The 20,423-nt window shown below is 61.0% G+C and carries 17 protein-coding genes and 4 pseudogenes; 6 read left to right on the forward strand and 15 right to left on the reverse strand.

Features of this window, described 5'->3' with window-relative positions; translation table 11 throughout:
- Positions 1-14 precede the first annotated feature (14 nt).
- From B0G82_RS34605 to B0G82_RS40785, 5 genes and pseudogenes are all read right to left on the reverse strand, one after another.
- Positions 15-1,169 carry an FAD-binding oxidoreductase gene (locus B0G82_RS34605; RefSeq protein ID WP_121310522.1) on the reverse strand — a complete coding sequence of 385 codons (1,155 nt, stop codon included), beginning with the start codon at positions 1,167-1,169 and terminating at the stop codon, positions 15-17.
- Complete coding sequence (locus tag B0G82_RS34610) at positions 1,166-2,596, reverse strand: NAD(P)/FAD-dependent oxidoreductase (RefSeq protein ID WP_121310523.1); 1,431 nt, start codon at positions 2,594-2,596, stop codon at positions 1,166-1,168. Before B0G82_RS34610 ends, B0G82_RS34605 begins: the two co-directional genes overlap by 4 nt.
- Positions 2,578-2,886 (reverse strand): (2Fe-2S)-binding protein, encoded by a 309-nt coding sequence (locus B0G82_RS34615; RefSeq protein WP_116123773.1) that lies wholly within the window; start codon positions 2,884-2,886, stop codon positions 2,578-2,580. The genes B0G82_RS34610 and B0G82_RS34615 overlap by 19 nt, the downstream gene beginning before the upstream one ends.
- A gap of 220 nt (positions 2,887-3,106) precedes the next feature.
- Positions 3,107-4,684: an ABC transporter substrate-binding protein gene (locus B0G82_RS34620; RefSeq protein WP_121310524.1), complete on the reverse strand. Its 1,578-nt coding sequence runs from the start codon at positions 4,682-4,684 to the stop codon at positions 3,107-3,109.
- 321 nt (positions 4,685-5,005) lie between these two features.
- Positions 5,006-5,204 (reverse strand): annotated as a pseudogene (locus B0G82_RS40785) (hypothetical protein).
- A gap of 27 nt (positions 5,205-5,231) precedes the next feature.
- Here B0G82_RS40785 and B0G82_RS40790 point away from each other — a divergent pair.
- Positions 5,232-5,419 (forward strand): annotated as a pseudogene (locus tag B0G82_RS40790) (DSD1 family PLP-dependent enzyme); the annotation flags it as partial.
- An 82-nt stretch (positions 5,420-5,501) separates the two neighbouring features.
- On the opposite strand, the gene B0G82_RS34635 reads toward B0G82_RS40790, so the two are convergent.
- Positions 5,502-6,068: a phosphate-starvation-inducible PsiE family protein gene (locus tag B0G82_RS34635; RefSeq protein WP_121311040.1), complete on the reverse strand. Its 567-nt coding sequence runs from the start codon at positions 6,066-6,068 to the stop codon at positions 5,502-5,504.
- A 657-nt stretch (positions 6,069-6,725) separates the two neighbouring features.
- Here B0G82_RS34635 and B0G82_RS34640 point away from each other — a divergent pair.
- The 3 genes from B0G82_RS34640 to B0G82_RS34650 all read left to right on the forward strand — a co-directional run bounded on the left by B0G82_RS34640 (position 6,726) and on the right by B0G82_RS34650 (position 8,823).
- Positions 6,726-6,968, forward strand: coding sequence for a hypothetical protein (locus tag B0G82_RS34640; protein WP_121310525.1), 243 nt, complete (start codon positions 6,726-6,728; stop codon positions 6,966-6,968).
- A 281-nt stretch (positions 6,969-7,249) separates the two neighbouring features.
- Positions 7,250-8,491 (forward strand): FAD-dependent oxidoreductase, encoded by a 1,242-nt coding sequence (locus B0G82_RS34645; RefSeq protein ID WP_116144809.1) that lies wholly within the window; start codon positions 7,250-7,252, stop codon positions 8,489-8,491.
- A 59-nt stretch (positions 8,492-8,550) separates the two neighbouring features.
- A complete protein-coding gene (locus B0G82_RS34650; protein WP_116144811.1) occupies positions 8,551-8,823 on the forward strand; it encodes a UBP-type zinc finger domain-containing protein in 273 nt (90 codons plus the stop codon).
- Positions 8,824-8,876: 53 nt separating this feature from the next.
- Here B0G82_RS34650 and B0G82_RS34655 read toward each other — a convergent pair whose 3' ends face one another.
- The 3 genes from B0G82_RS34655 to B0G82_RS34665 all read right to left on the reverse strand — a co-directional run bounded on the left by B0G82_RS34655 (position 8,877) and on the right by B0G82_RS34665 (position 13,393).
- The gene (locus B0G82_RS34655) at positions 8,877-11,711 is read right to left on the reverse strand and encodes an ATP-dependent Clp protease ATP-binding subunit (RefSeq protein WP_121310526.1); all 2,835 of its coding nucleotides are present in this window, start codon (positions 11,709-11,711) and stop codon (positions 8,877-8,879) included.
- A gap of 327 nt (positions 11,712-12,038) precedes the next feature.
- Positions 12,039-12,512, reverse strand: coding sequence for an Hsp20/alpha crystallin family protein (locus tag B0G82_RS34660; protein WP_241974965.1), 474 nt, complete (start codon positions 12,510-12,512; stop codon positions 12,039-12,041).
- A gap of 305 nt (positions 12,513-12,817) precedes the next feature.
- Entirely contained in the window at positions 12,818-13,393 is a 576-nt protein-coding gene (locus B0G82_RS34665) for an HdeD family acid-resistance protein (RefSeq protein WP_121310527.1), read from the reverse strand.
- Positions 13,394-13,687: 294 nt separating this feature from the next.
- On the opposite strand from B0G82_RS34665, the gene B0G82_RS34670 reads away from it, so the two are divergent.
- Positions 13,688-14,125: a PRC-barrel domain-containing protein gene (locus tag B0G82_RS34670; protein WP_116148849.1), complete on the forward strand. Its 438-nt coding sequence runs from the start codon at positions 13,688-13,690 to the stop codon at positions 14,123-14,125.
- Positions 14,126-14,254: 129 nt separating this feature from the next.
- Here the strand turns inward: B0G82_RS34670 and B0G82_RS40795 are convergent.
- Positions 14,255-14,391, reverse strand: a pseudogene (locus tag B0G82_RS40795) (maleylacetate reductase); the annotation flags it as partial.
- 108 nt (positions 14,392-14,499) lie between these two features.
- On the opposite strand from B0G82_RS40795, the gene B0G82_RS34680 reads away from it, so the two are divergent.
- The gene (locus B0G82_RS34680) at positions 14,500-15,315 is read left to right on the forward strand and encodes an AraC family transcriptional regulator (RefSeq protein WP_241974968.1); all 816 of its coding nucleotides are present in this window, start codon (positions 14,500-14,502) and stop codon (positions 15,313-15,315) included.
- Between the two features lie 95 nt (positions 15,316-15,410).
- Here B0G82_RS34680 and B0G82_RS34685 read toward each other — a convergent pair whose 3' ends face one another.
- The 5 genes and pseudogenes from B0G82_RS34685 to B0G82_RS34705 all read right to left on the reverse strand — a co-directional run bounded on the left by B0G82_RS34685 (position 15,411) and on the right by B0G82_RS34705 (position 20,250).
- Positions 15,411-16,718: a chloride channel protein gene (locus tag B0G82_RS34685; RefSeq protein ID WP_116144821.1), complete on the reverse strand. Its 1,308-nt coding sequence runs from the start codon at positions 16,716-16,718 to the stop codon at positions 15,411-15,413.
- Positions 16,719-16,802: 84 nt separating this feature from the next.
- Positions 16,803-17,222 (reverse strand): MarR family winged helix-turn-helix transcriptional regulator, encoded by a 420-nt coding sequence (locus tag B0G82_RS34690; RefSeq protein WP_116144823.1) that lies wholly within the window; start codon positions 17,220-17,222, stop codon positions 16,803-16,805.
- Positions 17,223-17,514: 292 nt separating this feature from the next.
- Positions 17,515-18,533, reverse strand: a pseudogene (locus B0G82_RS34695) (zinc-dependent alcohol dehydrogenase).
- Between the two features lie 96 nt (positions 18,534-18,629).
- Positions 18,630-19,535, reverse strand: coding sequence for a formate/nitrite transporter family protein (locus B0G82_RS34700; RefSeq protein WP_121310529.1), 906 nt, complete (start codon positions 19,533-19,535; stop codon positions 18,630-18,632).
- Between the two features lie 145 nt (positions 19,536-19,680).
- A complete protein-coding gene (locus tag B0G82_RS34705) occupies positions 19,681-20,250 on the reverse strand; it encodes a ferritin-like domain-containing protein (RefSeq protein ID WP_116144827.1) in 570 nt (189 codons plus the stop codon).
- Between the last annotated feature and the right edge of the window lie 173 nt (positions 20,251-20,423).

Consider the following 20,423-nt stretch of genomic DNA (forward strand, 5'->3'; position numbering starts at 1 on the left):
CGCCTTTGACCGTGCTATGCCGCGACCGCTGCGGACGTCGCCGTTGCCGCAAACCGTTCGATTGCAAATGCGTCGATCGGCGTGCTGGTTGCGCCGGTATCGATAAGCTCGGCCATGACATCGCCGACGCCCGGGCCCAATTGAAAACCCGCGCCGCAGAAACCGAATGCATAGTAGAGACCATCCACCTTGTTGCTCGGCCCCATGATCGGGCGATCGTCCGGCATGTAGCCCTCCACGCCGCTCCACACGCGAATGATATGCAGCCGAGTCAGCGCTGGCGCCACGCGCGCCAGTTGACGGAACTGGATCAGCGGACTTTCCGGCAAGACTTTTGCGCGACGCTCGTCAAGGTAGGCGGCCCCACGCGCGCAGCCCCCGATCACAATGTTTCCGCGTTTGACCTGCCGGAAATAGACGACTTCTTCGAGCAACGGTGAGGTCACGCCGACCACCTCGCGCAGTCCATAAGGCATGGGTTCGGTCACGGCCATCTGGGGCGCCCGCACGGCAATCGGAACGGCTTCACCGAATTGTTCGCTCAGCTGATTTCCCCACGCGCCCGCTGTAATCAGCAGATTCGGCGCACAGAATTCACGGCCGTCGGTGCTTCGTGCGCGAAATGTATCGCCGTCTTTCTCGACGACGGCAATCTCCGTGTTCTCTTCGATACGCGCGCCCGCGCGTGCCGCAGCTCGACCGAACGCCGGCGCGGCAAGGCGCGGATTCGCGTGACCGTCCATCACGGAGTGGGAAGCCGCACGCACTTCTTTGCCCAGAAATGGGAATTTGGCACGCATCTCGGCGCCGCGATACAGATCGAGCTTCAGTCCATAGTGACTGGCCTCACGCGCATAGATCTCGAGCGCGTCGTCCTGTTCCTGCCGGTAGCAGACACGCACGTGTCCCGACGGCAGAAACTCTGCATCATGACCGATTAGTTCCGGGAGTTTTCCCCAGATCTCGCGTGAGCGGTTAGCAAGAGGCAATTGCGGCAGAAAGCGCCCCTGACGGCGTACGTTGCCGAAATTCGTGCCGCTCGCCTGTTGGCCGATCAGGCCGCGCTCGAGCACGATGACAGAGCGTCCGCGCTGGCGCAGGAAAAAGGCCGCCGCCGCGCCCATGAAGCCACCACCGACAATGACTACATCCGCCTCCATCCGCTTCATTCTTCCTCCAGCGTCGTAAGCGCGGTATGCCCGGCCACGACCTGCGTTGCAGCCAAGGTATCGGAAACCGTTGAGATCGCAAATGGCTTCACGGGTGCCTGACCGCGCAAGCGGCCGACCTGTTCGAGCGGCACGCCTGATTCGCTGGCGATCACTTCAGCCGCGGCATGGCCGCAATAGCGCCCCTGGCAGCGGCCCATGCCGACACGGCTGAATGCCTTGGCACGATTCGCTTCGCGCGCGCCCTCGTCGCGAACCACTCGCCGCAATTCGCCTGCCGAGATGCCTTCGCACCGGCACACGATAGTGTCGTCGGAGAGCGCGGCCGCCTGCTGGGCCGGCCAGGGAAACGCGATGGCGAGCCCTGCGCGGAAACGGTCCATTTTCTCCCGCGTGCGAATCAGGGACGCGACCCGCGATGCATCGACAGCGCTGCCGAGATCCTGCAACACGGCGAACGCTGCGAGCGCCCCGGCGGTTTCGGCGCCGTCCGCGCCGAGCACACGCGCACCATCACCTGCCAGATACACGTTTTTAACCGAACTGCGCCCCATCTCGTCGAGTTGCGGTAGCCACTGGCGCGTCGATGCATCGAATGTAAAAGTGCAGCCTGCGAGGTCCGCGAGCTGCGTTTCGGGCCGCAGGTGATAACCCAGCGCCACTGCGTCGCACGCGATACGATGCTGCGCGCCATGTGCCGTGCGATAACTCACGCCATCCACACCCCGCTGGTCATCGCCGTGAATCTCCACCGGCACGATGCCCGTCTCGATCTTCACGCCCTGCTTCCTGAGCGACGAGACCAGCGCAGCGCCCTTGCGTAGTACATCGGGCCGCGCAAGCAGCTTCGGCAACGCACGCAGACGCTTGCCGAATGGCGAGGTGTCCAGCACCGCTGCTACCGTTGCACCCGCCTGCACATACTGGCTCGCGACGAGATACAGCAGCGGCCCCGAACCCATGAACACCACGTTGCTGCCGATCGCGCACGCTTGCGCTTTGAGCGCGATCTGTGACGCACCGAGACTATACGTACCGGCCCGTTGCCAGCCTTTCACCGGCATCAGCCGGTCGGTCGCGCCCGGACACAGCACCAGCGCGTCGAACGGATGCTGGCTCGCCACGCCCGCGTGCGTGGTGTGGAGTGTGCCGCCTGCGACATTCCATGCAAGGGTTTCAGATTGATAGTCGATGCTCGCGCGAAGGCGCTCGAAGCTCTCGTGCAGGTCGAGCGCACGCGGCGCCTCGGTGCCATACAGCTTGCTATACGGGCGAGTGAACTGATCTGGCTGGCGCCGGTAGATCTGGCCGCCGTCGCGCCTGCTTTCGTCTATGACAAGCGGACGCAATCCGGCGGCGACCAGCGCCTGAGCGCAGCGAACCCCAGCCGGCCCCGCGCCGACAATGATCACGCGAGGTTCGGCCATTGCACCTCCGGCTGGCGAGTCACCATGTTCAGATCGGCACTGACCATTGTCGTGCAGGCGCGCATGCGTTCGCCATCCGTGGTCCACACCCAGCAGTCCTGACACGCACCCATCAGGCAGAAGCCGGCGCGTGTTTCCGGACCGAACTCCGAATGACGCACATGATCCGTGTTGCACAGCATGGCTACGAGAAGCGTATCGCCTTCAAAGCCTGTGACGGTTTCTCCGTCGATGCAAAACCGGACCGGAGTCCGCGCCGTTTCTGACAGCCGGACGAATTTGGACTTCATGCACATGACTCCCAACGCACGCCGCATGCGCGGCGCTGATCATGAAAGGATGCGACCGCACTGAGAGACATTTAATCACCTTAAAAACCCGGCGTTGTGCCGTATTCGTGGGCGTGCTGCACAGATCTCACCGTTTTGCGGACGCTCCGCAGCACACGATGCGGCGTCAGGACATCGGTCAATCTATGTCCGTGCGCCGGTCACGCTTCACCGCGCGGGCTTACGCGTTCCACCACACGTGTTCGGCAAACGAAAAGCCCATCATCGCACCCGTTGGGATCGACCCGAGTCCTTGCAGACGCTTGTCGTTCGCATCGAGAATACTGATGAACGCCGGAATACCGATGCTGCCCTGCGTCGCAACGATCTGCTGCATATCACCGTACATCTGCTTGCGTTTGGTCTCGTCCGTTTCCGATCGTGCAGCGACGAGCAACTGGTCGAACTTCGGATTGTTCCAGCCCGACTCGTTCCATGGCGCATCCGATTTAAAGAACTGCGTGAACAGGACGTCCGCGCTCGAACGCGGATTCACGCTGCCAAAGCCAAGCGGATGCTTCATCCAGTGATTCGACCAATAGCCATCGGCGGGCACGCGATTGATCGTCACGTTGACGCCGATCTTCGCGCCCGTCTGCTGCAGAAGTTCGGCCATCTCGATCGAGCCATTTGCGTCGGGCGTCGCGTAGATGGGGGGCAGCGCCGGGCCGATCGCATTCGCCTTCTTCAAGTAGTACTTGGCCTTGTCCAGATCTACCTGCCGTTGCGGTACCGACGCATTGAAGTAGCGATGCCCCGGCGGAATCGGCTGGTCGTTGCCGATCACGGCATAGCCGCGAAATACGGCAGTACGGATCTGCTCGCGGTCGAACATGTATTTCATGCCCTCGACGAAGTCCGCATTGCCGGAGAGCGGATTGTCATGACGCATGATCAGATCGCTATAGAGCCCCGACTTCGTTTCGAGGACCGCATAGCCCGGCGTCGACGCGATTCGCTGGGTCGAACGAGGATCGACGGAATTGATCAGGTGCACGTCGCCGGCCAGCAAAGCGTTCACACGGGCGGCGTTATCGCCGATCCCGATGAGTTCGATCTGGTCCAGATAAGGCAGACCCGGTTTCCAGTAGTTCTCATTGCGCACGCCAATGGTGGTCACACCCGGCTTGAACGTTTTGACCTTGTACGGACCAGTACCGATTCCCGACGAGAAGTCAGTCGTACCGTTTTTGACGATGACGAACTGCGGCGTGGCGAGGATGACCGGGAGGTCGGCATTGGCCGACGCCAGGGTCAACGTCACTTCGTTTGGACCGCTTGCCTTGATATCGGTGAACTGATCGGCCAGCGTTTTCACCTTCGAGCCAATCGCAGGGTCCTTGTGGCGCATCAGCGAATACACGACATCCGCCGGTGTCAGCGCCTTGCCGTCATGAAAGGTCGCGCCCTTGCGAAGCTTGATGATCCAGACGCGACCGTCGGAAGTATCCACCGCCTCCGCAAGATTCATCTGCGGTGTCAAGCTTTGGTCCAGTTGCGTGAGTCCGCTGTAGAACATGAAGAAGCGAATGTAGTCAGACCCTGCGGAGCCCTTGGCCGGGTCCATGGTGTCCGCACTCGATCCGGCGTCGTACGCCACCCGGATCGCCCCGCCCTTCTTGGGCGCCGGCGCGGCGATCGCCGACTTCGCACCGGCGAACAGTCCGCCGGCGCCAGTGGCAAGCATTCCGCCGGCGGCGAGAAGACGCATCATGTCGCGTCGGCTGATACCGCCATTCTTGATCTGGGCGTCGTTCATGCGAACTGCTCCTTACATAGAGAGATTGATGGTGCAATGACAGCTGAAGCTGGCGCGGCCTCGTGCGATGCCGTCTCTGTTGAAACTTGACGCCCGTCGCCTGGAACGGCTTCGCAACGGACTCGTGACGAACCAATTTAATCACCCCAAAAAATGGCCTTTATTGCAAACGCGGCATCCCAACCATTCAAATCGATCGTTCTTGGTGGGGTGCACAGCATGAATTGCGTGGCGATGCGGGGGCGGATGTTGTCTGTCGATGCGTCGCATCGACCTCAAACCTGGCGTTGCGAATCGACGCGCTTATTCTTGTGCGACAGCTTAAATCTCAATCTTCAGACCGAAGTGGAGTGCCGGAAGCGGCACGGCGGTGCGAGCGGGTTCGGCGTCTCCGACCCGGCCTGACACGAATCAGGTCTTACGCAATTGAAATATGGCTGTAGTGGCCACCCGGCTTTGCCAGAGCCGCCGGAATGACCGTCTCGGGAAGTGATCCATAGGGGCACTCGAATCTGGAAATGGGCGAATTCGCAGCCACCGGTTTTGAATGACCGCCGGTGCAAGCGCCATCACCGTGTCCACGCTGAAGGAGGCCGAGCAGTTTTTGCGAACGGCATTCGCGACATCGCCTGCGCCATGGGTATGGCGCCAACCGGCCTCTTAAGGGCGCTTGCGCTGCGGGGAGAGGACTGCGGACTGAAAATTGTTGCCGGCAGCGTCGCTTGCGCATCAGCCGACCGGACTTCCCGTGATCATCGACGCCGTCCGGCGGATTGACGCTTACACTGCCGTCACGAGACGAGCGCGGCGACTCAAGTTAATTGTCGGGCCGGCTGCCTTCACGGGGCGGGCCCCCTTGCTGTCGCTGCGCGCGCAGCATGCGATCACGCTCCGCTTGCACGGCGTTCGGCGCGTCGACCTGGTCATCACGCTGCCGCATCAGCCAGTAGACGCTCCCCAGCGCCACCAGCGCAAATGCAAGCGCCGCGATCTGGGCGGGCGCACTGGCCGGATCGAGAATGATGAATTTGCGGGCGATAGCCAGTAGCGCCACCAGAAGCACCGTTTTGACCTGCACGATGTGATCGCGCCGCGCCATCACGCGCGTAATTGAATGTTTGAATTCCATCGCGATCAGCAGCGTCATGACCATACCAAAGACGGTCTGATACACCGCGTGATCCAGCGGGTTCAGCGCATCCGCAACCAGCAATGAGATCACCGCGTGAATCAACTGCCAGAGCGACACGAGGATGATGATGGAAATCACGACGCTCAGCACATGCGCGACAAGCTGCTCGAATCGTTCATAAAAGGTGAGCATCGTCCACTGCAGACGCAACGCATCGAGATCCTTGCGTAGCCAGCCTTTCTTACTTTCCATGATTTGACTCCCGGACGGCCGTCGCTGCGCCGCGAACGCACCGCGCGCGCATGGATTGCACATGCACCGTGCACCGTGCACAGTTCATTCGACGCTCGGGTAACTCACATGCTACGGTCTTTCGCGCTTGCGCGGCTTCTCGCGGATACCTGCCCAAAGCGGAACTGACATATCCGGTGATTGATAACAGAGGCCGAACTATCTCGCGCTTCTGATGCAGGTTCCTGTCATGAATTCGAAGAGGTACTAAGCCTCAAGCAGCAGCTCCATGCACTGTACCCCAACGAGCGCAAGATGGAATACGCGATTTCGGCGGCGTTACGGGGATTGCCTCACTGCCCGTCCCACCCACGATGCGCCGGCCGGTCGTCAACCGCTCATAAGATGTATGCAGCTCTTGCCGCGCGTGACACAGGGTTTCAATGCAGCCTCGCGAGCGACACCCGCGCCTCTTTCCCGGGTCTTTCTGGCTTTTGCGCATTTTCCGAGCGCCTTTGTTGCGTGCCGTCCCTTGATGCGGTCCGCGCAAGCGAGCGATTATCCAAACATCCCCGGATTAGCGACTAGACTTAAAGCATCGTTGGCGCATGCTCACGCGAAAGGAACGTATGCGCCATTCAGTCACGAACCGCACATGCGACCGAGAGAGGCAGACCGATGGGGAAGACCGTTCGAACCGCTGAGCAGATTCGCGACGAACTGCAGAACCGCGTTGCAAAAATCGCCGCGGACGTGCCGGGCGCTTTGCGCGTGCGCATACCGCTACCGGAGCGGTGTCCGCCGGACGCATCCGGCCGCAACTGGAACATCGTGCCGCTCAACGACCTCGGCGCGGATTGGTCACATCATGTCCAGAAGGCGATCGAAGACATGCGTACCGAGTTCGTGCTTCCAGACTGACGCCTTGATACGAAACCGGAGCGGCCTGTGCGAACGCACGCGTTTGAACATCGGGCCTGCGGGATCGAGCAGAACGCATACGGCGCGTGGCAGGCAGTCGCACGACCCGACGTGATGGAACCTTTAGCGGAAAGCGAACAAAACCCGGCGGTATTGCAAAAGACGCCTCTTACCATGGGCTTACGATGCCTGAATACGGCGAACCGCACTTATCCCGGCGCGGCCCGCCTGCTTGGGAAACGCGTGAAACGAAGGAAACTCCCACCTCAAAGGCGAATAGCATGGTCACGGTCAGGATCTATGGCCCAATGCGCGGCGCAAATGGCTACGCGCTACGCGACTTCCTGCATCGCAGCGATATACCGTTCGAATGGATCGAACTGCGCAGCGATAAAGAAGCGGAGGAATTGGCGCACGTGCAGCATCTTTCCGATTCGCGCTTGCCGGTCTGCATCTTCCACGACGGCACGCGGCTCGAATGTCCCACCATCCGGCAAATCACCGAGAAGCTCGGCTGGTTCGCAAGTCCATCCCGTGAGGCCTACGATCTCGCGATTTACGGCGCGGGACCGGCGGGTTTGAGCGCGGCGGTGTACGGTGCATCGGAGGGATTGCGTACGGTACTGGTGGAGCGTTGGGCACTGGGCGGCCAGGCAGGCAGCAGTTCCAAAATCGAGAACTACCTGGGCTTTCCACAAGGCGTGAGCGGTGTGGACCTCGCTGAACGGGCGCGCGTCCAGGCCGTCAAGTTCGGCGCCGAAATCCTGCTGGCGCGCGCCGGCGTGCACGCGGAGTTTCCGCCAGGGCGTGGCATCGTGTATCTGGAAGACGGCACACGTATCACGGCGCGCACGTCTATCTGCGCGACCGGCGTGGCATATCGCACGCTAGGGCTGAGCGGCGAAGAGCGCTTTCTCGGCGCGGGCCTTTATTACGGCGCCGGCGCGAGTGAGGCCGAACTGATCCATGGCGAAGACGTCTATGTGGTGGGCGGCGGCAATTCGGCCGGACAGGCCGCCATGCATTTTTCGCAGACCGCCAGGCGCGTCTATATGCTCGTGCGTGACGCGTCGCTCAAGAACACGCTGTCCCACTACCTGATTGATCGCGTCACGTCGGCGCCGAACATTGAAGTGCGCACGTGCACCGAAGTTACCGCGCTCGCAGGCAGTGACGTGTTGCAGGAGATCACGCTGACCGATGTGCGCACCGGCCGGCAAAGCACGGCAAGGACGAATTGGCTATTCGTCTGCATTGGTGGCGTGCCGCAGACTGAATGGGCGCAGGACGTCGGCATTGTCCGCGATGAAGGCGGCTATCTCGTGACCGGTCCCGACCTGCAGGAATATCGGGCGACCCTGAACTGGCCGCTCGAACGCGCGCCGCTGCATCTGGAAACATGTGTGCCCGGCGTATTCGCAGCTGGCGACGTGCGTCACGCATCGATCAAGCGCGTAGCGTCGGCGGTCGGCGAGGGAGCGATGGCGGTGGCGCTGGTGCATCGCTATCTGAATAGCGCCTGAGCGTAAGCACAATAACCTTGGTCCGCACGTCTGTGCGCACCTGTCCGAGGAGTACCATCATGACCCCTGGTTGCATGCACCTGGGCGAGGCCCGCATTCTCCACACATCCATCGACTATTGCGAGGACTGCGTGAAGCTTGGCCAGCCGTGGGTACATTTGCGGCTTTGTCTTTCGTGCGGCCACGTCGGCTGTTGCGATTCTTCGCCTAACCGGCATGCAAGCAAACATTTTCACGCGACGGGCCACCCGCTGGTACGTTCAATTGAACCCGGCGAAGCTTGGATCTGGTGCTATCGCGACGAGATCATCGCAGGTGAACTCGAATCGTAACGCCGACGCCGCCCGCACGTGCGAGCGGCGTCGAGTTCCTGTGCATGCCAGCGTCACGCATGCGCCGGTGCCGGCTTCGACGCCTCGCTGGGCGCTTCCGCGGGAGTGGCGCCTTTCTGCACACGCACAGAGTGCGTACCCGAGTCGTAGACCATTGTGACCTTGTCGCCGTCGCGCACGTCGCCTCCCAACAGCGCATCGGCGAGTTGCGATTCCACTTCAAGACGGATCTTGCGCTTGAGCATGCGCGCGCCGAATTCGGGGTCATAGCCGATCTGCGCAAGGTGATCGCGCAAGCCATCGTCGAACGACAGATCGATGCCCTGGGCCAACGCCGTGCGTCGTACGCGCGCAAGTTGCAGATCTACGATGCTGCGAATCTGTTCCTTGCCGAGCGCATGAAACACAACCACTTCGTCGACGCGATTGAGAAACTCCGGCCTGAAATGGTGCCGCAGGATTTGCATCAACCGGTCGCGCAGCTCAGGATAGTCGAGTTGCTTCGCGTCGGCCTTCATATTGTCCTGGATCAACTGTGAGCCGACGTTGCTGGTCGCGATGATGATCGTGTTGGTGAAATCGACCAGACGTCCTTTGCCGTCGGTGAGCCGCCCTTCGTCGAACAGTTGCAGCAGGAGGTTGTGCACCTCGGCGTTCGCCTTTTCGATTTCGTCGAGCAGCACCACGCAATATGGCCTGCGCCGCACGCGCTCGGTGAGTTGCCCGCCTTCCTCGTAACCGACATATCCGGGTGGCGCGCCAACCAGTCGTGCCACCGTGTGGCGCTCGGAATACTCGCTCATGTCGATACGCACGAGCGCGCTCTCGTCGCCGAATACCGAAGCGGCAAGCGCCTTCGCGAGTTCGGTTTTGCCCACGCCTGTAGGTCCAAGAAAGAGGAAGCTCGCTGTCGGTTTGCCGGCCTCCGTCAAACCGGCGCGCGAAAGCCGCACTGCTTTGGCGACCGCGGAGACGGCTTCATCCTGACCGACCACGCGTTCCTTCAGGCGGTCTTCCAGTCGCAATAGCTTTTCACGGTCCTCAGCCGTGAGTTCGGATAACGGTACGCCCGTGAGCGACGAAACGATCTGCGCAATGTCTTCCGCCGTCACTTCCTGTGAACTGGTGCCGCGCTCCTTCTTCCACGTTTCAGTAGCTTCGTGCAGGCGCTTTTGTTCCGCGACGAGTCGTCCTTCCAGTTCCTTGGCTTTATCGAATTTTTTAGCAGCGCTGGCCGCGTCCTGTTCCTGCTTGATGCGGCGGATGCTCGCCTCGACATCGTGCAAGGGCTGCGGACGCGAATTCGACGAAATGCGCACGCGTGCAGCGGCCTGATCGAGCAAATCGATTGCCTTGTCTGGCAGAAAGCGTGCGGCGATGTAACGGTCCGAGAGCTTTGCCGCAGCAACGATCGCCTCTTCGGTGATTTTCACCTTGTGGTGCGCTTCGAGCCGGTCCCGCAGGCCGCGCAGAATTTCGATCGTTTCCTCGACGCTCGGCTCAGGCACCATGACGGGCTGAAAGCGCCGCTCCAATGCCGAGTCTTTCTCAATGTACTTCTGGTATTCATTCAACGTGGTCGCACCCACGAGGTGCAGTTCACCACGAGCGAGCGCGGGCTTGAAGACATTGCCGATATCGAGGCCGCCTTCGCCACCGCCCTGGCCGGCGCCGACTATCGTATGCAGTTCATCGATAAACACGACCAGCCGGTCCTGATTCTCGATGATCTCATCCAGCACCTGCTTGACGCGTTCCTCGAACTCGCCGCGATATTTCGCGCCTGCCACGACGCTATTGATATTCAGTTCGACCACGCGCTTGCCGCGCAACACTTCCGGCACCTGGTCCTGAGCAATGCGTTGCGCCAGGCCTTCGACGATAGCGGTCTTGCCCACACCGGGTTCGCCGATCAGCACCGGATTGTTCTTGCGCCGCCGCGCGAGCACTTCAATGGTGGTTTCGATTTCCTTGTCGCGGCCGATCACCGGATCGAGCTTGCCTTGACGCGCAAGCGCGCTGAGATCGCGCGCGTACTTGTCGAGCGTGGGCGTAGTGGAGCGGTCTTCCGTCTTGCCGTCTTCAGCACCCTTGCCGACCACCTTGACCGCTTTTTGCCGCAGCGATGGCGACGACAGCCCGAGCTTGCGCAGCAATTCACCTGCAAAGCCGTCTTCTTCCTCCACAAGCCCAATCAGTATGTGTTCTGGTCCTACATAGCTGTGACCCAGTTCCAACGATGCCTTCAACGCATTTTCCAGCGTACTTTTGGCGCGTGGCGACACGCCGATCTGCTCGTTGTCGCTCGGCTCCTTGCGGGTGCCGCGCGGCGCGGTCTGGTCGATGGACTTCTTGATCTCTTCGGGATCAAGCTTGAATTCGCGCAGGATTTCCTGCACCACATTGTTATCGGCGAGCGCCAGCAACAAGTGTTCCGTATCGACTTCGTTCTTGCCGTATTCAACCGCTGCTTGCGCCGCGGCTTGCAGGCGGTCCAGACCGCTCTGGCTCAGGTACGTCTGCAGGTCCACCGCTTCGCGCGCCCGGCGATGCCGGCGTGTCCGGCCGGCTGGCTGCGCGCCCGCCGAATCGCCGATTTGCCCGCTAGCGGGGCCCGTATCCTGATCCGCGCCGCCGGGCTGTCCGGGCGCGCGTCTGATGCGTGGCCGGCTACCGCGCCCGCCTTCCAGCTGTGGCCACATGTCGTCGAACAGACTGTCGAAAAGTCCGCCGTGAAAGAGGGACTCGAGCGGCGATAGGCGGCGCTGATTGCGCGCCATGAACTCCATATAGTGCTCATCGCACAGCATCAGCTGACGGCGTTGACCGTTTTCGGTGATCGTGATCTGCGAAGTTGCGGGCTTCCCACAAACACTGCACTCGGCCATGATGATCTCCTGTTCGTCCGTGAGCGCATCGCTTCCCGGGCGGGTAATGGGTGGGTGGAAAATATTTGTTCCGCTGCTTGTTCCGACGCCGCCTTGTTCGCACGCTGGGCTCGCGCTGCATCCGAAGCAAGCAATTAAGTGGACGGTACGTGGGTTGATCGGTTGTTTCCCCGACACCCAGTTCCTTTAGCTACGCGCAGGAACGCATCGGCATGCTCAATCCAGCGCCGCGCGGTGGGTCGTTCGTGCCGAGGCGTACCGCGACTTCCTGCAACGGCACATCGTTCACTTGCCAACGATAGGCCTGACCGCGGAGTGCGGAGCGCGTTATTTGATCTCAATGCGCCGCTTCGCGGCTGGCTCTGCGGCCGCTTTGGGGACGCGCAGCGTCAGCACGCCATTTTCAAATCTGGCCTCGGCCCGATCGAGATCGATGCCCGAGGGCAGCGGAACCGCACGCTGAAAGTCTCCAAACGACCGCTCGACCCGATAGCATCCCTGTTCTTCGCTCGTCGATTCGAAGCGCTTTTGGCCGCTGATGATCAGCATGTCTTCAATCACTTCGAGCTCGACGTCGTCGCGGGTCATGCCCGGCAATTCGGCGACAATACGCAGTGCGTCGCCTTCGTCGGTGACGTCGATCCGTGGTTGAAACTCGCTGGCGCTGAAGTCGCCGAACCAGCTTCCGAGCGGTCCACGGCCACCGAACGGATCACGAATCAATTCGGCAAACAGATGAATAGGATCGGGCAGCGGCCAGCTGGCAGACGCGAGTGCTGCCGGCGCAGCAGCGGTTGCCATCGGTGCCCCGTCGCCCGTTTGCGTGCCGCCAGTCTGCTGCGTATTTTGCCGTGCGCTTTGCTGACTGGTGCGCGACGCACCGGCGGGGCCGGATGCCTTTTCCTGCGCGGAGTCCGAGCGCAAAAACCGGAACGGATTCCATTTGTCGAGATCGAGAAGCATGTGATTCTCCTTGCGTCAGGTGCGCCAGAGCCAGACCCGAGGCTGGACCACCGGAGACGACGGGTAGTCCGTTCGACCTCCGGATGCGACGGCGCGGCCGCTGGCTTGGCCTGGTGACCCACGCATTCCCGCGAGCGGTTCGTTTACGGATGCAATGGCGCGTGTGGCTCGCCGGCCAGACCGTCATGGTGCCAGGCGCGCGCAGTGATGCCGAGTATGAACAGCAGCGCGCCCGTGAACAACGCATACACGCCGATCAGCCAGACGAGCGCTAGTGCGCCGGCGCCGGGAAAGAGCAGCACGAGGATGCCGAACAGCACGGAGAGCACTCCGGTTAGCACCAGCATCCACGCATTGCGCAGGCGCCTATGCAGCCGCGTTGCTGCGATCAGATCGAATACGCCGGTGATAATTGCGTTTGCGCCCATGACCGCGACCAGCACGAGCGCCGTAATGCCCGGCACCAGCGCGGTAATCACACCGGCGCCGATACTGCAGATGCCGAGCAGCAAGGGCACCCACCAGCCGCTGTGCGTCGCGCGGTAGCGGATGGCCGCCACAATCGCGACAACGCCGCCGGCGATTGCGTAGGCGCTAAAAAGGGTGATGAGCAGCAGCAGAGTGAGACCGGGCCAGAATAGCGCCAGAATGCCGAACAGCAGCGCGACCGTGCCACGCAGAATGAGCATCCACCAGGCGCGTCCAAGCAGTTCATCCATGTGGGACTCCGGGCTGTGCCGTGAGGTGATGGACTTCAGTCTACGCTCCACGCATCGGCGATTCTTTCGCGTTTCTGCCATGTCTTTCGCAATTCTGCGTTGATTCTCGACTCGTGCTGAATGGCATCCAGTTGGCGTCACAGTTGCACCAAAATAAACCGATCCATCACCGTTTTTTTATAAACGCTCGCCGTGAGGAGTTCTAACATGAACTTATGCCGCGCACGGTCCGGCATCAGCGTGATCATTGCTGACCCGGTGTCGCACCGTCGGCACGATAACGAAGGGAATCTCATGAAAACGAATCTGCTTGTATGGCTGCTCGCGTCGTCGCTCGCACTCCCGCTAGTGGCGAATGCCCAGGTGGCCGGCACCCAGCCGCTCGGCGTCAGCGTGGAAGAGTCGGCCGCGATCGTGGCAGGCTGGAGCGTGAGAAAGTCGGTCATGGACAAGCCGGTCTTCAACGAGAAGGGTGAGCGCGTCGGCGTCATTCATGACATTATCGTGGCACCCGACCGGTCGGTATCGTTTGCAATCGTCGCCGCAAACCAGTTTCTCGGGGTGTCGCATCACGACGTGGCTATCCCGATCGAGCAGCTCGATTTCAACAACGGCAAACTGCTGCTTGCCGGTGCGACGAAAGATGCGATCAAGGCGCTGCCCGAGTTTCAATACGCAAAGGTACGCGCGACACCCAAGGCAAGGGCCGACTACAAGAGCGAGCATCACTGATATATGTCTCGCAGCGTGCGTGATCGATTCATTTGGCGCGCGGCACGTTCGTTCCAATGGGCGGTCCGCCGATAAATGCGCCACCGCGTGACCATTCGTCGTGCCGTAAGCCGGCGGTAATTCACGTCACAGCTCGGGGTCGTGGATCACCGTCTTCGGCAACACATGCGGCCGCGTCCCATACCTTTCAGACAGCTCTCGGTCAGGCCATAAATCGATGTCATTCTTGAGCCCGCATACGCGGTCGGGATCGCGATGATCGGCAGGCGCGGTTGGAGCGTATTACGAATCTGCCTTAAGCCGCCTTGAATTCGACGTAAACTCAGGTATGCGACGATGCAAGGAGAAAACGTCCGCTCATTATGGAGTAAGCAATGGGATCGACCTCGGATCACACGTTACGCTGCCAACCGATGAACGTCGTTTTCACCAATGGCGGGCTGCATTCGGTGCAGGGATTTCGGCTCGTCATACCGACGGGTGGCACTGTTGTGCGGGCCGCGGGCTGCGACGAGGGCGGAATGAGTCACTCGATCCTGATAAGTGCACCATTTGTCGCGGTTATTCCTGCCGGGGCGCAATTGACCACCATTGCTGACAACGATCCCAAGGGATGGGTTATCGCACTCAAACCGGGCGTTCTTGGGCAAGTCTCGCAAGAAGCGTTTGGCGCGGTTCCGAAATGGTCCAAGTCCTGGGATCCGTTCCTGCGCGAGGCTGCGGATACATTGGGTGCTTTGCATAACGCGGATCTCATCGACGCTGCCTGCGCCGACGCCTTTGCCGATGTCATCTCGGTGCACATCGCTCTGCGCTACGGGCACTGCGCGGGCGCGGTCGAACCGGACATGCCGCTTACGCGTCAGATGCTGACTCGCATTCAAGCCTTCGTTCACGAGAACATCGCCGAAACCATTCTGGTCGAGCAACTCGCAGTTCTGGTGCACATGAGCGCATCAAACTTTGCACGCGGTTTCAAAACGGCGACAGGTAACCCGCCTCATCTGTATGTGACACTCGAACGAGTGAAATTTGCCAGGACGATGTTGTGCGAGGAGACCATTCCCCTCGTCGACGTTGGCGCGCGCGCAGGGTTTCAGACTCAGCAGCATTTCACCGACGTGTTTCATCGATATACCGGCGTGACGCCGCGCGCGTTCCGGCTGGCCCACCGGAACGTCGGTAGCTGACTGACATGACGATGAAGAACGCTGGACACCGATTTACCCGGTCCCCACTCTGCCTCCGGATCAACGAATTTTCCTGCCCGCTTGCCGCGTGTCCATCAATGACGGAGATACCGGTGCGCCAACGCTTCGTAGAGCGGAGGCGCAAAGAGTTTCGATACCTGACTCGACACCAGTGCCGTCGCCATCAGCGAAATCACCAGCGCGTGCCCGTCGATCATTTCGATGACGATGACGAACGCCGTGATCGGACTCTGGGTGACGGCGGCGAGATAACCGACCATACCGAGCGCGATCAACATCGGCAATTGCATTTGTCCGAACACGATGTGCAATGCGTTGCCGATCCCCGCGCCGATGGCCAGTGACGGCGCGAAAAGGCCGCCCGGCGTGCCCGGCAGATACGAGCCCACCATCGACGCCATTTTCAGGACCGGATAGGCCGCGCCGAGTTGCAAGCGGCCTTCGAGCATTCCGCGAGCTTCCGCATAGCCGCTGCCAAAGAGATGACCGCCGCTGGCCACGCCGATTGTGGCAATGAAGAGGCCGCAAACTGCGCCGAACGCCACGGGATGGACCTTTCGCAGCGTGCATAACCAGGCGGGCATCCATCGTTCGGTGTTGAGCAGTAGCCAGCAGAACACGCCGCCACCAACGCCGGTGATCACACCAACCAGAATGACCGCGACGGCCAGCAGATCGGGCAGTTTGCTCCCGATGGCGATCGTGCCGAAATACACATAGTTGCCCTGAAGCGCCAGCGACACGACGCCCGCGAAAATAATTGCCGTGATAATGACGCCGCTGGTTCGTGCCTCAAAGCTGCGCGTGAGTTCCTCGATGGCGAAGACGACGCCCGCGAGCGGCGCGTTGAACGCGGCGGACAGCCCCGCGGCCGCGCCCGCGAGCGCGAGCTTGCGTTCGAGACCGACGCCGTAAATGCTGCGCAGCCGTGCCGGGTAGAAGCGCCGAAGGCTAAACATCAGCGCGGCGCCGACGTGAATCGTCGGCCCTTCGCGGCCGATTGTGAAGCCACCGAGAATCACAAGGAATGAGAGGGCAATTTTACCGATCAGGATGCGCAGCGTAAGCAGACGCGGGCCGCGTGTGCGCACATCGTGTAGCGTCGCAATGACCTGCGGAATGCCGCTGCCCTCCGAACCGGGGAACCAGCGGCGCGTGGCCCAGACGCTAAAAGCGGCGATCGCCGGCGTGACGAGCAGCGGCAGCCACCAGTTGTGGGCGATCATCCGCAAAAAGATGTCGTAGCCGAAGTCGATGAGCCGCGCGTACAAGACGGCCGCGAGCCCCGTTATGATGGCGCCGAGCCAGAACAAGCCGAAATACAGCCAACGCCGCCGGCTACGCAGGATTGCGCGCCGGTCGATAAACGAGAGAAGTTGCACGGAGCCGCCGGGAAAATGACATTTAAGGCAGATTGTGACATAAATTGCCTCGACGCCCCGCAGGACTTGACCCGCTGCTGTCGACTAGCTACCCATGTTGCCGAAAATCCAGCCAAACGCTCCGTAGAGCGCCTTGTGCTCAGCCGCCAACTCCAGCAAAAACTTTTCGCCCTTGGGTGTGAGGCGGATCTGCACCTGGCGACGGTCGGCGGGATCCGGTTTGCGCGTTACGAGCCCCGCCGATTCGCAACGCGAGACGAGCGCCGCAGTGCCGTTCGGCGCCGCCTGCAACCGCTCCGCGAGTTCGCCAACGGTCGCCCATTGTCGGTCAGGGAAGCCGTACACGTGCAACAGCAACTGATACTGGAGCGTCGTGATGCCCGCGGCATTGACGATTTCTTCGGAAGCACGCAGGAACTTGCGCAGGTCGTACCGGAACGCAGACATCGCCTCGATATCGCGCTTGCCCGGCGGCGGTTGTCTGGATGATTTGCCTGATTTCATGTCGAGTCTCTGCCGCCGGGCGGTCGAACCCCAGCGGCTGGTTGCGGGGCAAACGGGTCGATGCCGGGGCAGTGATTGCGCACGGCAGACTCCGCCGTCGGGGAGGTTACCATGCGCGTGTTGTCAGCTACAGGTAGCGCCCCTTGGGTGGCGTTCGGGATGCTTCGTTCATCTCGCGAGCGATCTTATCGAACGCCTCCTGTCCTTCGACCTGGACAAAGCTGCCCCACATGAGGGGCCGCGTTACGTTGCATTGCTTCGCGCGCCGGTCGCGCATGCTACCCGCTTGCACCTAAGGCTTGAGTACCACCTTGATGCAACCGTCCTCCTTGTCGCGGAACGTCCTGTACATGCCCGGCTCCTCTTCCAGCGACACTGTGTGGGTGATGACAAACGAAGGATCAATCTGACCGTCCTGTATCCGTTTGAGCAGATCATCGGTCCATCGGTTGACGTAGGTCTGCCCCATCTTCCAGGTCAGCCCCTTGTTCATCGACGCGCCGAACGGGATCTTGTCGATCAGTCCGCCATACACGCCCGGCACCGAGAGCGTGCCTGCCGGGCGGCACACGTAAATCATTTCACGCAGCACATGCGGGCGATCTGTCTCCAGCATCACCGCTTGCTTGACCCTGTCGTACACGGCGTCGAACGAGCGCGTAGCATGCGATTCCATGCCGACCGCGTCGATGCACTTTTCCGGACCTTTCCCCTGCGTGAGGTCCTTGAGGCGATCAAGGACGCTTTCCTGAGCGAAGTTGATCGTGACTGCGCCGCTCGCTCACGCCATGGCGAGCCGCTCAGGCACCGAGAAAAAGGACTTGCTCGTCGGTGAGTCCCTCCGGAATCCTGACATGCGTCGTGTCCGCCATCGGAACGCGAACATATTGCGCCTGGCCGCCGGGATAGCCGCCGGTCAGATGCGAATAGCCGAAAAGTCCGGCGGTGGTGTGACCGAGGCCCTTATCGGCTTTTTCCTTATTGCGATTGCTACGCTCACATACGGAAAAGTTGCCGCGTTTGCATTGATCGCACTCGCCGCAAAAGATGGTAAAGGGAACAACGACACGATCTCCAACCTTCAGCTTTGCGTTGTCCTTGCCAACCTCCACGACCTCCCCCATGAATTCGTGGCCCATGATGTCGCCGCTTTCCATCGTCGGCATAAACCCATCGAACAGATGCAGATCGGAACCGCAGATCGCGCAACTCGATACCTTGATAATCGCATCGCGGCCCTCTTCAATGACAGGATCAGGGATCCGTATCGCAACGGATGTCGTGCTTGCCATGCCAGCGAAGTGCTCTCATCGTGAGGCTCCTTTCAGAAAAAGTTACATAGAATGCACTCGCTTCTGATTGATCGTTCGATGCATTCACGACGCCGCAGCCGTCGCTTCATCGGTTCTAGCTCATCTCGGGCGCGATCGCTGCATGGTTGAGAAGCGCAACCAGGGAAGTGCCGCCTATCACGTTGCCGGCAAGAGTCGGCAACAGAAACTTGCCGAAGTAGTCCGCCGGCGACGCGATGCCCGCAAGCCAGGCATAAGCAATTTCGGTTGAACCGGCGATGATGTGCGAGAGATGCGTTACCCCGACAACGTACGTGATCAGCAGCACCGTCAGCAGGCGACCGGATCGCGCACTGGGCAGCAGCCAGACCATCAGCGCAATCAGCCAGCCGGCCAGGAGCGCACGAACCACCGTGGGCATGGGCGTTGATGAAGTCATTGCGTCGACCGATATCCGGCGCAGCGAGTCAATTACGTCAGCGGAGAAGACTCCTGGAATGCGCAGCATAGCTGCGAAGATCCATGTGCCGACGAGGTTGCACAGCAGTACAACGGCCCACAGGCGTAACGCTTTCCGAACTGTGCTTGCGTCGCGGCGGGTGAGCACCGGCAGCACGACTGTCAACGTGCTTTCCGTGAATAACTGCTGACGTCCCATGATGACCAGCACAAATCCAACGGTGTATCCAAAACTGGAGACGAGCGAGCGCCAGTGTGCCTCTGGCAGTTGGGCCTCGAGCACCGCCGGTATTAGAAAAGAGAATCCCATCGAAAGCCCTGCCGCGAGCGACGACCAGGCGAGCGCGCCGATCGTTCGAGCGAGCGCGGCCTCCCCTTCTTCCCGAACAATTTCGTGAAGCACCAATGCATGAGGCGACGCGTGATCCGCGGCCTGATCCTGCTGCCCCTCGTCCAGATGCGGCGAATCTGCACCCGCCTCCTGCGCGTCGGGCACCGACGATCTCTCTGCCGCGACGCGGCGATCGTCCGCCCCGCGAAGCTCAGTCTGGTCTGGCGGCATGAACGCACTCCTCCATTGGGTTGGTTTTTTGGTGGACGGGTCGATCGGTAGCGCATCGCCCGCCTCTTTCGCGTGTCGGTATTCGGAGCCGCAATCTGCGGAGCGCCCGCGCGCTCCGCAGCCTGAGACAGCGGCGGCCGTTCGTTCAGGCCTGTTCGGCTTTCGCCTGGCCAGCCTTTGATCTGCTGCCGCTCTTTCGGGTCGTTTCGTCATCGCCGTCCTGCTGCGAGGCCTTCGCGTTACCCGCCCTTTCGGCAAACTCACCCAACTTCAGATCAGTTGCCTTTTCTTCCTCAAGCGTTGCCTGCAGCAGCTTCACCCCTTCGGCGAAACCGAGTTGCTTACCGATAGCGCAAAGGCTGCCGTATGCAGCGATTTCATAGTGCTCGACCTTCTGCGCCGCAGCCACAAGCCCCGCATCCAGGACCGGCCCCTTTTCGATTTCGTCGATCAACTCCTGACCTTCCTCGATCAGTCCTTCCATTGCGACACACTTCATTCGCTTCAAACGGATGTTGCATGTCTCGACAACCTGATCGATCCGTTCCACCTGCCCTTGCGTTTCTTCAAGGTGAATCTTGAAAGCTTCGCTCAACTGCGGATCGGAAGCGGCGCGTGACAGTTTCGCGAGGGCCTTGGTCAACTGCTTCTCCGCGCTATAGATATCGGACAGCATGTGAATAAACAGATCATCGATGGTTTTGCGCTGAGCCATGGTGGCCTCCTGATAGGGTGAGTGGAGTCTGTCCCCGCGCAACGGCTGTGCCCGCACGGCGCAGAGGACGGCACCGGTGTGTGGCTCGTGCGCGGGGTGGCCGTGCCACCCGCGACCTGACCGAACGCCGCTATTCGTGCTGATAGGTCCTTGATCGCGGATGGGCCGCTGCC

Origin of the sequence: Paraburkholderia sp. BL17N1, assembly GCF_003634175.1 — a bacterium.
GTDB lineage: Bacteria > Pseudomonadota > Gammaproteobacteria > Burkholderiales > Burkholderiaceae > Paraburkholderia.